We start from the raw sequence: 13,803 nt of genomic DNA, 5'->3' as shown, positions 1-13,803 counted from the left end.
GGCGCCGCAGATGCGGCGCCTTTTGCATTGGGGTTCGGGCGTGCGGTCAGGACGAGGCGCGGGGCGCGCGGCGTTCGCGCACCAGCATCGGTCCGTATTCCAGCGTGAACAGTGCGAAGGCGGCGATCCACAACACACCCGAAAGCGCAATTAGATGGTGGTAGTGAGCCGGCAGCACCTCGGCCAGCGGCCGGATCAGCGCCGCGCCCGCAATCGCGACATAGGAGGCGCTGGTGACTGCCGATCCCACCAGCGGCCGTCCGGTATGGCCGCGTGTGGCGCGTGTCATCACGGCGAGCATCATGAAGGCGATCACACCGACGGTCAGCACATGCATGACCGGGTAGTCGCCGAGGAGCTCGACCGCCCCCGCCGCTATCGCCAGGAAGCCGAGCGGCACGAAGACGTAAGCCGCGTGCAGGACGAAGAGCAGCTTCTCCGGCCAGGTCGGCGATCCGTGCCAGCGCAGCAGGCGTACCGCATGAAAGGCGCACGCGACGACGGCAATCGCTGCGGTGACGATGTGAACGGGCGCGAAGGTCCAGGCGCCGAGCGCCGCAACACCGATCAGGATCGCTGCAGTGTCGAACCGGTTGTAGGGCACCGGGAAATCGGTGCGGCCGACCTTGTTCAACCAGTTGCGGGTGAAGCTCGGCACGATGCGTCCGCCGACGATCATGATCAGCATGGTGTAGGCGCCGATCGCCAGTCGCGCTGCGGCGTCGACATCGAGATTGCCGAGGACCGAGAGGTGGAACCAGATGTTGGCGGCGGACAAAATTATGAGCCCGCCGATCACCTTGAGGTCCTTCCACTTGCGACCGACGATCACCTCGCGCGCGCAGATCAGCAACAGCACCGGCAGAAACAGAGCTTCGACAGCGGCTGCGACAGGTAGGCCGATGATGCCGCTTGAAAGCAGAGCAACCCGGCCAATGACCCAGAGCCCGAAGAGGGCAGCGAGCGGTCGGCCGGAAACCGGCAGCCTTCCGGTCCAGTTCGGGATCGCCGTCAGCAGAAAGCCGCCGAGAACGGCGGAGGAAAAGCCAAACAGCATCTCATGCGCGTGCCAATGGGCAGCGCCGTAGTCGCCCGCAAGGTCCAGGCCGAGAGTAACCGCGGCGATCCACAGTGCCATGGCGCCGATCGCCCACAGGGCGGCCGCGAGAAAGAATGGCCGGAAGCCATAGGAGAAGAGCACCGGGCCGGTGGTCGAGAGCCCGCGCGGAATGCCGCCGCTTGGTTTCGGTCTTATCAGTCTGTCCAACATGGTCATGGTCCTCGTCGTGCGTCCTTGCGGACTTGCGGATGAGGCTTGATCTATCAATGGGTTCGAAGGCCCTCTTTGCGAAAACGCAAGTATCGCGGCCCGATCGAACCGCCAGCTTCGCAAGGCGCAAAGAAAAGGGATCTGCTCGAAACGATTTGTTCCAAGACAAAGACGCGATTCGTCTGTGGTTCTACTTCTCTAGTGACTGCTGGGGGACCGGTGGTCGAGACCGGAGGTGAGGTCGCCCAAGTCGGCGCCACCCACCCTAATTCGTTGAATACAGGCGCGTTTCGCAGAAGGCCAATCCCGGTCGCTGGAACGCGCCGAAGGAGAGCAAGATGACTGAACAACTTCAGATGACCCGCCGGACGATGCTTGCCGGCGCTGCCCTGGCGGGCGCGGTTGCGCCGCTTCTCCATACCGCCCAGGCGCATGCCGCCGGCGCCGCCGCGGCAGCCGGTGCTGCCCCCGTCGACATCTCGACGCTGCCGCGCGTGAAGGTCGATCTCGTCAAGCCGCCTTTCGTTCACGCCCATGATCAGGTCGCCAAGACCGGACCGCGCGTCGTCGAGTTCACCATGACGATCGAGGAAAAGAAGCTGGTGATCGACCGCGAAGGCACCGAGATCCACGCGATGACCTTCAACGGCTCGGTGCCCGGACCGCTGATGGTGGTGCATGAGAACGACTATGTCGAACTGCGCCTGATCAACCCCGACACCAACACGTTGCTGCACAACATCGACTTCCACGCGGCAACCGGCGCGCTCGGCGGCGGGGCGCTGACGCAGGTGAACCCGGGCGAGGAAACCACGCTGCGCTTCAAGGCGACCAAGCCCGGCGTCTTCGTCTACCATTGCGCGCCTGAGGGCATGGTGCCCTGGCACGTCACCTCGGGCATGAACGGCGCCATCATGGTGCTGCCGCGCGAAGGCCTGAAGGACGAGAAGGGTCAGCCGCTGAGCTACGACAAGATCTACTATGTCGGCGAGCAGGACTTCTACGTGCCGAAGGACGAGGCCGGGAACTACAAGAAGTACGAAACCCCCGGCGAAGCCTATGAAGATGCGGTCAAGGCGATGCGCACGCTGACCCCGACCCACATCGTCTTCAACGGCGCGGTCGGCGCGCTGACCGGCGACCATGCTTTGACCGCGGCCGTGGGCGAGCGCGTGCTCGTCGTCCATTCGCAAGCCAACCGCGATACGCGGCCGCACCTGATCGGCGGACATGGTGACTATGTCTGGGCGACCGGCAAGTTCCGCAACCCGCCGGACCTCGACCAGGAAACCTGGCTCATACCGGGTGGTACCGCGGCCGCTGCCTTCTACACTTTCCGCCAACCGGGTGTGTACGCTTATGTCAACCACAACCTGATAGAGGCGTTCGAGCTGGGTGCCGCCGGCCACTTCAAGGTCACCGGCGAATGGAACGACGATCTGATGACATCGGTCGTCAAGCCGGCGTCGATGTAGCCGGGTGACAGCGGATGATCGTGGGGCCGCACTGAAAGCGACCCCACGCGTGAACAAAGGTACGCGCCAACAGGCGTGTGCTATTTCCCCGGAGACCTCCCATGCCCAGCACCAAGAAAACTGCGGTTTCGCTCCTCTCGCTCGCAGCCCCGGCCGTACTTTTGGCGGCAATCGGCGGCGTGCTTTCGGCAAAGGTGGGGCTGTTCGACGATCTCAAGGACGGCATCGATCCGTCGATCCGACCGCCGGTGACCATGACGATTGCGCCGCGTCAGATGAGCTATCGCGCCGAGGGCCACTTCCTGAAGAACGGCTTTGCCGTCGACGCGCCGGTCGTGGTTGCCGCCCTCAAGCAGCCGCTCGAGATCATGAAGTATCAGGTGACGCGCGACGACTACGAGCGCTGCGTCGCCGATGGCGGCTGCCAGCAACCGGAAGGCGGCCATGGCGCCGGGCTGTCGGGTGTGCCGATGACTGGAGTGAACTACACAGACGCGACCGATTATGCGGCGTGGCTGACCAAGAAGACCGGCGAGGTCTGGCGCCTTCCGACCGACCAGCAATGGGCCTTTGCCGCCGGGTCGAAATTCCCAGACGATGCGCTGGGGATCGACGGTACCAAGGACAATCCGGCGCTGCGCTGGCTTGCGGACTACGAGCGCGAATCCAGCCGGCAGCGGGCGAAGAACCCGATGCCGCAGCCCTCGGGGGCCTTCGGCGAGAACGAGTACGGTGTTGCCGATCTCGACGGCAACGTCTGGGAATGGACCGAGACCTGCCACCGCCGCGTCACGATCGGCGACGATGGCGAGGTGCTGAAGGTGTCTCCCGCCTGCGGCATCTTCGTCGTCAACGGCAAGCATCGGGCGTCGATGAGCTTTTTCATCCGGGATCCGAAGAGCGGCGGCTGTGCGGTCGGCGTCCCGCCTGACAATCTCGGCTTCCGGCTCGTGCGCGACGACCGCTGGTATTCGGGCTATCTCTATGCCTTCGAACGCCGGTTTCAGGGGGCGGGCTGAGATGCGACGGCCGATGAAATTGCTGGGAAAACCCTCTCTAGCGCATAAATGCCGGGTCCTTTTGCAGGACCCGGCACTATGCTAGAGCAAGGGCAATTTCAAATCGGCAGGATGTAGGGCCAACGTGGCTGCACTCGATCGCACACTCGTCAAATCGCTCCCACTGTTTCAGAAGATGAGCGACCTGGAACTGGACACGCTGCTGACGCGCGCCACGGTGCGGCGCGTGCCGCAGAACGAAGCCGTGTTCGAACAGGGTGCAACGGCCGATTTCTTCTTCCTGTTGCTGAATGGTCGGCTGAAGGTGACCCAGGTCACCAAGGACGGCCAGCAGATCATCGTGCGGGTCGTCAATCCCGGCGATCTCTTCGGTTTTGCCCGGGCGCTGCAACGCAGCGACTATCCGGGCACGGCGACGGCGGCGACCGAAAGCCTGGTCCTCGCCTGGCCGACAGAACTCTGGAACATCTTCGTCGAGAAAAATCCGCATCTTGCGGTCAATGCCCTCCATACGATCGGCCAGCGCCTCGACGAGGCCCATACCCGTATCCGCGAAATGTCGACGGAAGAAGTCGAGCGCCGCGTTGCACACACGGTGCTTCGGCTGGCCGAGCAGGCCGGTAAACCGGAAAGCGGCGGCATTCGTATCGATTTTCCGATCTCACGCCAGGATATCGCCGAGATGACCGGAACGACGCTGCACACGGTCTCGCGCATCCTCAGTGCCTGGGAGGGGCAGGGCCTGGTCGTCGGCGGACGGCAGAAGCTGACGCTGAAGGATATTCCGGGATTGCGGCGCCTGGCGGAACGTGCCGGCAACTAGCCCGGCCTGCGCACTGGTTTGATCGCCTTGCCATTGACACGGGGAGGGTTGCCGGTCGCTCCAAGAACAGGTGACCACCAGCCCGTCAACGACCGGTCGTCTCTCGAACCCTGGTGATGCAGCGCCATGAACGGTTGAATCGGATCGCGTAATTCACCAGTATCGGCGCTTGCATGATAATGGCCATGACATGGGGGATGGTGTGGTTCGACGTAGCATGCGTGCCGGCCGCCGGCGGCGGACGATCGGGCGCGCACTTTTGTCGGTGGGGATGCTGACGGTCGCGGGCTGTGCCCGGGATCCGCTTGCGCCTTCGATCGTGGTGTTCGGCTCGTATTTTCCAGCCTGGCTGCTCTGTGCCGGGCTCGGTATCGTCACGACAGTCGTCGCACGGCTGATCCTCGTGCACACCGGCATTGACGAACACCTGCCGGCGCCGCTTCTCGTCTACCTCTCGCTCGCGCTCACCACCAGCATCATCTACTGGTACCTGGCCTTTGGCGGAGCGCCGCATTGAGTGGCGGTGATCTCTTCCGGCGCGCGGTCGCGCGTGTGCTCGGCCCGCTCATCATCGCCAGCGCGGCCTTCGCGGTCTATTTCGCTTTCTGGCAGGTCGATCGCAGCCCGCGCACGGACGTCGCTGAAATCGATGCGCCGACGGTCGCGATCGCCGCGAGCGTGCCGGGCCGGGTCATCGCCGTCGAAGTGCGCAACAATTCCAGCGTGAAGAAGGGCGACGTGCTCTTCCGCCTCGATCCGGAACCCTATCGCCTTCGCCTCGAGCAGGCGCAGGCCGAACTGAAGGCGACGCAGTCGGAAGTGGCGCAGGGAGAGCGCAATCTCGATCTCGAGCGTGCCAATGCCGACGTCGCGGACCGGCAGATCGCCCGCGCAAAGAACAATGTCATGCTCGCGCGCCAGACACAGGAGCGGCTGGAGCCGCTCTTGCCGAAGCGGTTCGTGACCGCGCAGCAGGTCGACGAGGCGCGTACCGCCGTCAAGGATGCCGAGGTCAGCCTTGCTCAGGCGTTGCAGTCGGCCCATGGCGCAAACCGGGTGATCGGCACCCTCGATACCCGCAAGGCCCAGGCGGATGTCGCGCGGGCGACGGTCGCGCTTGCCGAGCGGGACCTGGAGAACACCATCGTTCGGGCACCGTTCGACGGCAAGATCGTCGGCTTGCGCACGACGGTCGGCAAGGTCGTGGTTCCCGCCGAAACGCTGTTTACCCTGATCGACACGGCCGAATGGGAGATCGTCGCCTTCTTCCGCGAAACGGAACTCAAGGCGATCGCCATCGGCAGCCGCGCCGATGTCTTCGTCATGGCGGATCCGGAGCGTCGTATTTCCGGCACGGTCGAGGGTGTCGGCTGGGGCGTGCGCTCGGAAGATTCCGCCACGATCCTCGGCATCCCCATCGTTTCCAACTCGCTGAACTGGGTGCGGGTCGCCAAGCGCTTTCCTGTACATGTGCGGCTTGAAAACCCGCCGGAGGACCTGATGCGCGTCGGTGCCTCCGCCGTCGTCGTCATCGGGCCCGCGCGCAACGACGCCGATGCTGTTCCAGCCGCGAAGTAGCGTCCGCTACACGTCGATCCTCTGGGACGAGTTGCAGCCATATCCGGGCCGGCTGGACCTTTCCCTGCGCATGGCGCTGGTCACCACGTTGGTTGCGGTGACGGCGATGGCGCTGCAGGTCCCCGAAGCGGCGATCTCCTGTTATCTCGTCTTCTTCGCTTTCAGAGCCGATGCCGGCTCCGGCATCCTGATCGCCATCGGCTTGCTTGTCGGGGCGACGATCGGAATTCTGCTGGCCATCGTCTGCCTGACGGTGGTGGCGGACGAACCGGCACTGCGCCTCGCACTTGTCGCCTTTTTTACCTTCGGCGGCATGTACCTGACGCAGGCAAGCCGTGCCGGGCCGCCGATCGGTACGGTCGCCATGGTCTTTGCCTTCGTCATGACAATCTACGATATCGTGCCGATCCCGGAACTGCTGATCCGAGGGCTCGCTTGGATGTGGGTGGTCGTGTTCTTCCCGGTCGTCTACCTGGTCGCGATCCATGTCATCGCCGGCCATAGCCCGGCGCGAAAGCTTCGCTCGGCGATCGCCGAGCGGTTGGAGGTGGCGGGCCAGCTCCTGGCCAATGGAGACCACGCGGCGAAACGCGTGGCTGCGACGTTGCTGGCCGAAGGCAATGGCGAGCTCAAGAAATATGCCGGGTTCTCAAAGCTTCTGGCGTTGATGGACAAGCACGACGTGCCGCGCATGCACGCGGCGACGGACGCGTCCTATGATTTGCTGACGCTGGCACTCGCCCTATCGCTTGATGAACGAAGGCCGCGGGAAAACGCTGCGGCGCCGGAGGTTCTTCGCCGCATTGCCGAAGCAATCCGCAGGCGGAAGCCGCCGGAACAGACGCTGCTAAGCTCACCCGATTTTCGCGCCTTTGAAGCCGGTGATGCGCTCCCGGCGCATCAGGTCGAAAGGCTCGTCGATATCCTATCGGGGGCAGACCCGCCCGGGCCGGTGTCAGATGCGCATATGGGAGGGTTCTTCCTGCCGGATGCTTTCAGCAATCCGCTCTACACGCAGTTCGCGCTGAAGGCGCTGCTTGCAGTGATGATCACCTACATCACCTACACGGCCCTCGATTGGTTTGCGATCCACACGGCGCTGATCACCTGTTTCATGGTGGCGCTTGGGACGACGGGCGAGACCATGCACAAGCTGACGCTGCGGCTGACGGGCTGCCTGCTTGGCGGCGCCGTTGCGATTGGCTCGACGATCTGGCTCGTGCCGCACATGACGGATATCGGCCAACTCGCTTTCCTCGTCAGTGCGGCCAGCCTCATTGCGGCATGGATTTCCGTCGGTTCGGAGCGCATTTCCTACATCGGTTGGCAGATGGCGCTCTGCTTCTTCCTCGTCGTGCTGCACGGTTTCGGCCCGAGCCTGGATCTCAACGAGGCGCGCGATCGCATCATCGGTATCGTCTTCGGCAACATCGTCGTTTCGGTCGTCTTCTCGACGATCTGGCCGGTCAGCATCGGGCAGGGAATACGCAAGAGCCTTGCTACGAGCGGTGCCACGCTTGCCAATCTGTTAGCGCGCCGCGGCGGCCCCACCGGCGACTATGCCGACCTGATCAGCGGTGTCGCTGGCGCATTGCGCCAGAGTGAACTGCTGCGTTTCGAGCCTGCAAACGTGCGGCGGGGAGACATCGATGCCCGGACGACGGAGCGCATTGCCCTCGGTCTGCAGGAACTGGCCGCACCCATCATCGAACTGCGCGAACACGACCGCGCCTTCGGCCCGTTGCGCGGCGCGCCGGCGCCGCTGAAACGCGCTGTCCTTGGCTATGAGCGCGCGGTGGCGCAATGGCTGAACGGTCAGGCCGAGCGATTGGAGGTTTGGCACCGGCCGAAGCCCAATTCTGATCTGTCCCTGGCGCTTCGGCGGCTGAAAGCGCGTCTCGCCCGCGCCCGGAAGGCAAGCATACATGCCGGAGGTTTTCCCCGGCGAATCCGCGACGAGCTCGCCTGGAGGCTTGCACTCTACGAGAAGATCGAGACTGTGGTTCGGCGGCTGGCAGCGGGGGATGCCTTGGAATGATGGTTTCTGCGGGGGCGAGGTGGGTTTCGGTAGGGGGGATCGCCCTTTGCCGAAGCATGTGCCGTGCTGCCCGAGGCTCTCTTCTCCTTGGCGCATTGTCGATCCCGGCAGCCTGCACGTCCGCTGCACTCGATGATCTGGCGCCACCGAGCGCCGACCGGCCGGCCGTTTCGGGAACGGGCACCAAGGACGCCTCGAAGGTGAGTGCCGGCGCGCCGGATTTCTCTCTCGCGCCGAACCCTGAGATCCCGATTACGATCGCGACGCCGTCGATCGATCCGAAACACGATTACAGCTTGCCGGAACTGGTCGATATCGCCCAGCGAACCAATCCGATCACCCGTGCCGCCTGGCAGCGCGCCCGGCAGGCGGCGATTGCCGTCGGCATCACCGAAGCGGTGTACCTGCCTCTCCTGACGGCCGATGTACTCGCCGGTCTGGAGCAGACGTCGGCGACTGCGCCCGGCATCGGCGGTCCCATACCGATCGCCCCCGGCACGCTGACGACAACTGGCGCGCAGTTCATTCCATCCCTTACGGTCAAGTGGCTGCTTCTCGATTTCGGCGGGCGGGATGCGGGGAGAGCGGCGGCGACGCAATTGGCGTTTGCCGCAAACGTCACCTTCAATGGCACCCACCAGAAGCTGATCTTCGATGTTTCCAACGCCTATTTCGTCCTGACGGCGGCGCGCGTTCAATTGAAGATCGCCCGCCAGACGGTGCAGAATGCCGAGCTCGTCCAGGCGGCCGCCAAGGCACGCATGGGCCGCGGCATCGCCACGTCGATCGAAGTCGCTCAGGCAAACCAGCAGGTGGCGCAGGCGCGCTTCAACCTGACCCAATCGCAAGGGCACGAGCGCAATGCCTATATGACGCTTCTCGAAGCGGTCGGGGTCTCGCCAACGCTTGAGATCCGCATCGCCGACGGCAGCAATCGCGCTCTGCCGAAGGCCGTGCCTGAAGACCTCAACCGGCTGATTGCGACATCGCTCCAGCGTCGACCGGATGTGCAGGCGGCTTTTGCTCGCCTGCAGGCCGACAAGAACGGTATTGCGGCCGCCCGCGCGGAGTTCATGCCGAAGGTTGCGCTGGTGGGCAACGTGAACCGCAACATCGGGTCGCTCAGCGTCGAAGACACGCGTTTCGACCAGCGCTCGACGATCCGCGTCAACCAGCCGAATGCCAACCTGATGATCGGCCTGAGCTTCCCGATTTACGATGGCGGGCTGCGCGATGCGCGGCTGCAATCGGCGATGGCACAGGTCGGCGCTGCCGAGCAGGAGATGGCGCAGCTGCAAAACACCGCAGCGCGGGAAGTTGTCGTCGCCTATGATCTGCTGCGAACCAGCCTGGCCGGCTATGCGGCAGCGAGCGAGCTGACGACCGCCGCTCAGACGACCTACGATGCTGCGGTCGACTACTACAAGCAGGGCCTGGGCACGATCACCGATGTCAGCATCGCGCAGACGGCGCTGCTGCAGGCGAAAGTCGCAAGGGCGACCGCCTACAGCGACACGCTCGTCGCCGCGGCCAGCCTTGCTTTTGCGACGGGAACGCTGACCAACCGCAATGTGGTCAATCGCTTCTGACGACCCGACGCGATGTACGTTCCGCCGTGGTACTCACCAGAGGATCGACGACGCCTCGATCAACAGTCCATCGAACGCGCCAGCAAGGATGCCCGCCACGGCCGTCGTTCCGACATGAGCGGCAAGAATGAGCAATCCCAGCATAGATACGGCCGATCCGATCCGGATTGCCGATGCACGCTCGCTTTCAAGGGCCAACGGAATGGCGACCGGCGTGGATAGTATTGGGCGTGGCGCACCCCGGAGGTTCTCATTTGCCGCACGCAGGAGACGGCGCGGCCGCGAATATTTCAGGCGGCTTTTTTCGCATATTCCGGGATAGGTTTCGCAAACTGAGCTAGGCATCTGACGTGTCCCTGACCAACTGGATCTGAGGGGATCTTAAGCGATCCGTCCGCGTTGGCCGTTCCCGAGGGAACTCCTAAGTGGAGGGCTTGTTGCCTTCGAGAAGCAGGCGGTGTTTTGCGAGCGCCTGGCCGACAAATTCGGTGAAGGCGCTGACGCGTGCCGTGCGCCGCAAATCCTCGTGTGTCAGAAGCCAAAGCTCCCGCGTCATCTCGGCAACTGGCGCGCCGATGCGGATGAGACCGGCCGTCGTATCGCCGAGATAGCAGGGCAGGGCAGCAAGACCGATACCGGCCATTGCCGCCTCGCGCGCCGTGACCAGCGAATCGCAACGCAAGACCGCGGGCGCCGCGAGCGCCGCGCGCATCCATCGTGCCACGCTCGTGGACGCAAGCGCGTCGCCAAGCCCGATCCAGTGTTCCCGTGCGATATCGATCGTATCGACAGCGGCCAGTCCCCGAATGTCGAGATAGGACGGCGCCGCATAGACGGCGAAAGCGACCTTGGCGATCCGCCGACCGACCAGGGCATCCGGTGAATCGACCGCGGGGCGTATGGCGACGTCCGCGTCGCGATGGGAGAGATTTGCAAGCGCATTCGAGGTGCTGACCTCGAGCAGGACGCCGGGATGACGTTGACGGAAATCGGCCAGGATCGAGGGCAGGATCGACGCCATGAGCGTATCGGTGGTGGTGATCCTCAGGCTACCCTCGAGCCGCAAATCCTGCCCCGTCAAGCGGCGCTCGAGCTCCGTGACCGTGTCAGCCATCTGCCGGGCCACCGCCAGGAGCTCCTCGCCACCGGCAGTGAGCGTGTAGCCGGACGGGAGCCGGTCAAACAGCCGGACCCCGAGCTTCCGCTCGAACGACCCGACACGCCGGAGCACGGTCGTGTGATTGACGCCGAGCGCCCTGGCGGCGGCCGCAAGGGAGTTTGCTTCGGCAACCGCCAGAACAAAGCGAAGATCTTCCCAGTCGATACGGTGATGGCTGTGCATGATTGCGCAAACCCAAAACAGGTTGTTCGTCGGATGGGCGAATTTGCACTGCCACCACCGCGTATTGTCAATCGCTTTTCGCAATTGAGTTCCACGGTCTAGACGACCCATTCGCTCTGGAGCCGTCATTGAATGCGGCTGTGCAAATACGCAGAGACACTAGGCAAAACGACAGATCGTTCTGCAACGGAGCACCGGCTAATGTTGGTCTCACGATCGGATGGGCCGGTCGGTGGAGCGACACGAGATGATCCCACTCTTCGGCGATCGGGTGCTTAGGACGGGCGCTCACTCGGCCGCCCCGCATCCTCAGGAGCCGCCGCACTAAAGCGCATTCACCGATCAACACTTCCTCCATTCTCAACGTCATTTTCATCCAGGAGGTCCCGTGATGGAGACCCTGTTCGTTCCATTGGCTTTGCTTGCGGGTGGTCTGCTCGCTGTCCAGGCGGGTGCCAACGCACAACTTTCCAAAGCGGTCGGATCGCCTTTTGCGGCGACCACGCTTCAGCTCGCGATTGGCACGGGCCTGTTGTTTCTCGTCACCCTCCTGACGGGGACAATCGCCGCGCTTGGTGCAATTCCCGCGGTCAAGTGGTGGCATCTCATAGGAGGCACCGCCTCAGCCGTCTATGTCGTCTCGACCATCGTTCTCTTCCCCCGCCTTGGCGCCGTCGTTTCCGTCGGATTGTTCATCGCCGGACAGATGCTCGCTTCCCTGACGCTCGATAGTTTCGGCTTGCTGGGCGTTCCGCCGACGGGACTGCGGGTCGGGGCCGCCGTTGGCACGCTCGTCGTGCTCCTCGGGGTTGCTATGGTGGTGTTCGGGCAAGGCGGAAAAGACAATGTTAAAGCCGACCGGCTTGGCTGGATCGCCCTTGCGTTGATGGCAGGCGCCGTGCTCCCGGTCCAGGGCGCCGTCAATGCGCTCCTGCGCCATGATCTCGGCGGTGCGCCGTTCGCGGTGGGTGCGATCTCGTTTCTCGTCGCCACGCTCGCCATGGCCGTGGTGATGCTTCTGGTGCTCGCCGGGCAAAAGACATCCCGCCCTGACATCGCCGGCGTGCAGACAATGCCCTGGTGGGGATGGCTCGGGGGTCTCGCCGGAGCGACCTATGTCACCACCGTCTTTACCGCGATCCCGGCGATTGGCGCAGCCGCCGCTGTCGGCCTCACCGTGGCCGGCCAGCAGGTCGCAAGCGTCTTCGTCGATCGCTACGGCTGGTTCCGCCTACCGCAGAGGTCCGTGTCGGGGCTGCGCCTGGGCGGCGTGGTGCTGCTCTTGGCCGGTGTCGCCATCATCAAACTCGTGTGAAGCCGCAACCGATCGCGATCTGTCGAACGCCGGAGAATTGCCATGTCATCCACATCGCTTGCCTGGATCTATCTCGTTCTCTCCGGCGTCGCAGACGTCGCCTGGGCTGTCAGCACCAAGTTCTCGAACGGCTACAGCCGCCTGTCCTGGACGCTGGTCTCGATCGTCGCGTTGGTGGTCTTTCTCTTCCTGCTTACCCAGGCGCTCAAGACCTTGCCGCTAGGCACAGCTTACGCGGTCTGGACCGGCATCGGCGCCGTCGGATCCGTTCTCTGCGGCGTGCTGCTCTTCGGAGAAGCCATCACCATCTCACGGGCAACCGCAATGCTGGTGATCGCCGGCGGCGTCATCGCGCTGAAAATCGTGCCAGCATGAGCTCCAGGGCAGAGCGACCTTAAAACACAGTCTCTTCAATAGATTGAGCCATTTTTCTCGACCATGCTGTTGTCACAATCAGCCGGCCGCCACCGTGTGTGGCGGGTCAGCATTCCGTAGCGGGAGTTCGCAGTCCCAACGTGACCAAACAGCGGACTGGATGACCCCTTTACAGAAGCGGCCGCACAAGCATTTCGGCGCCGAGAACGAGCAGGCAGAGGAGGAACCAGCGCCGGAAAGCGGACGGGCTGACACGGTTGCGAGCGACTTGCCCTGCCCACATGCCGGCAAGCGCTGGCGCAATGGCGAGACCGGAGACGAGCAGATTGTCAGCCTCGAAGGCACCTTGCCAGACGAGCCCGGCGGTGAGGGCGACCGTGGACACGGTAAAGGAGAGGCCGAGCGCCTGTACCAGTTCGTCCCGTTCAAGACCGAGCGCCTGGAGATAGGGCACGGCCGGGATGACGAAGACGCCGGTTGCGCCCGTCACGATCCCGGTTGCCGCGCCGACGACTGGAGACAGCCACGGCTCCCACTTTGCCGGTACGTGTAGCTGACGCGCAAAGAGTGTGAAGGCCGCGTAGAGAACGAGCGCCGCACCCAGCGCGCCCGTCGTCAGCGCGGTGCTGCCACCGGCAAGCACCGATGAACCGCCGAGCGTGCCGACGACGACCGCCAGCATCATCGGCCAAAGCCGAACAGCGAGCGCGTGGAAGCTCGGGCCGGCGAGAAGCTGCCAGACGTTCGTCAAGAAGGACGGGGCAATCAACAGGCTGGCGGCGGCAAGGGGTGAGATGAGCGTGCCGAGCACGCCCATCGCCAGGGTCGGCAACCCCATGCCAGTGACGCCCTTGAGGATGCCGGCGGCGAAGAAAGTAGCGGCAATCGCAACGGCGAGGGACGGAGCAAGGTCGAGCATGCCACCGGCATAGCGCATACCCGCACCGGCACAATGCGGATCATCCGCAATCAGACTTCG

General features: G+C 64.0%; 12 protein-coding genes. 9 read left to right on the top strand and 3 right to left on the bottom strand.

Annotation, left to right across the window (positions count from 1 at the left end):
- Positions 1-46 precede the first annotated feature (46 nt).
- A complete protein-coding gene (locus IB267_RS23980) occupies positions 47-1,270 on the bottom strand; it encodes an NnrS family protein (protein WP_246810799.1) in 1,224 nt (407 codons plus the stop codon).
- A 338-nt stretch (positions 1,271-1,608) separates the two neighbouring features.
- Here IB267_RS23980 and nirK point away from each other — a divergent pair, with 338 nt between their 5' ends.
- The 7 genes from nirK to IB267_RS23945 all read left to right on the top strand — a co-directional run bounded on the left by nirK (position 1,609) and on the right by IB267_RS23945 (position 9,792).
- Positions 1,609-2,745 (top strand): copper-containing nitrite reductase, encoded by a 1,137-nt coding sequence (gene nirK, locus IB267_RS23975; RefSeq protein WP_192449892.1) that lies wholly within the window; start codon positions 1,609-1,611, stop codon positions 2,743-2,745.
- 101 nt (positions 2,746-2,846) lie between these two features.
- Complete coding sequence (locus tag IB267_RS23970) at positions 2,847-3,764, top strand: SUMF1/EgtB/PvdO family nonheme iron enzyme (RefSeq protein WP_192449891.1); 918 nt, start codon at positions 2,847-2,849, stop codon at positions 3,762-3,764.
- A 175-nt stretch (positions 3,765-3,939) separates the two neighbouring features.
- Positions 3,940-4,587, top strand: coding sequence for a Crp/Fnr family transcriptional regulator (locus IB267_RS23965; protein ID WP_192450046.1), 648 nt, complete (start codon positions 3,940-3,942; stop codon positions 4,585-4,587).
- A gap of 202 nt (positions 4,588-4,789) precedes the next feature.
- Complete coding sequence (locus IB267_RS23960) at positions 4,790-5,104, top strand: YtcA family lipoprotein (protein ID WP_371742619.1); 315 nt, start codon at positions 4,790-4,792, stop codon at positions 5,102-5,104.
- Positions 5,101-6,165 carry a multidrug transporter subunit MdtN gene (mdtN, locus tag IB267_RS23955; protein WP_192449890.1) on the top strand — a complete coding sequence of 355 codons (1,065 nt, stop codon included), beginning with the start codon at positions 5,101-5,103 and terminating at the stop codon, positions 6,163-6,165. The genes IB267_RS23960 and mdtN overlap by 4 nt, the downstream gene beginning before the upstream one ends.
- A complete protein-coding gene (locus IB267_RS23950; RefSeq protein ID WP_192449889.1) occupies positions 6,143-8,203 on the top strand; it encodes an FUSC family protein in 2,061 nt (686 codons plus the stop codon). The genes mdtN and IB267_RS23950 overlap by 23 nt, the downstream gene beginning before the upstream one ends.
- A 95-nt stretch (positions 8,204-8,298) precedes the next feature.
- Positions 8,299-9,792: a TolC family protein gene (locus IB267_RS23945; RefSeq protein ID WP_192449888.1), complete on the top strand. Its 1,494-nt coding sequence runs from the start codon at positions 8,299-8,301 to the stop codon at positions 9,790-9,792.
- A gap of 421 nt (positions 9,793-10,213) precedes the next feature.
- Here the strand turns inward: IB267_RS23945 and IB267_RS23940 are convergent, their stop codons facing one another.
- Positions 10,214-11,134 (bottom strand): LysR family transcriptional regulator, encoded by a 921-nt coding sequence (locus tag IB267_RS23940; protein ID WP_192449887.1) that lies wholly within the window; start codon positions 11,132-11,134, stop codon positions 10,214-10,216.
- Between the two features lie 391 nt (positions 11,135-11,525).
- On the opposite strand from IB267_RS23940, the gene IB267_RS23935 reads away from it, so the two are divergent.
- Both IB267_RS23935 and IB267_RS23930 read left to right on the top strand, forming a co-directional pair.
- Positions 11,526-12,449 (top strand): DMT family transporter, encoded by a 924-nt coding sequence (locus IB267_RS23935; RefSeq protein ID WP_192450044.1) that lies wholly within the window; start codon positions 11,526-11,528, stop codon positions 12,447-12,449.
- Positions 12,450-12,491: 42 nt separating this feature from the next.
- The gene (locus IB267_RS23930) at positions 12,492-12,824 is read left to right on the top strand and encodes a multidrug efflux SMR transporter (RefSeq protein WP_192449886.1); all 333 of its coding nucleotides are present in this window, start codon (positions 12,492-12,494) and stop codon (positions 12,822-12,824) included.
- Between the two features lie 169 nt (positions 12,825-12,993).
- Here the strand turns inward: IB267_RS23930 and IB267_RS23925 are convergent, their stop codons facing one another.
- Entirely contained in the window at positions 12,994-13,761 is a 768-nt protein-coding gene (locus IB267_RS23925; protein ID WP_371742618.1) for a sulfite exporter TauE/SafE family protein, read from the bottom strand.
- Positions 13,762-13,803 lie beyond the last annotated feature (42 nt).

The organism is Ensifer sp. ENS09 (genome assembly GCF_014852425.1).
Classification (GTDB): domain Bacteria; phylum Pseudomonadota; class Alphaproteobacteria; order Rhizobiales; family Rhizobiaceae; genus Ensifer.
The sequence above is the reverse complement of the archived record's forward strand: the minus strand, read 5'-3'. Positions and strand labels throughout refer to the sequence as shown.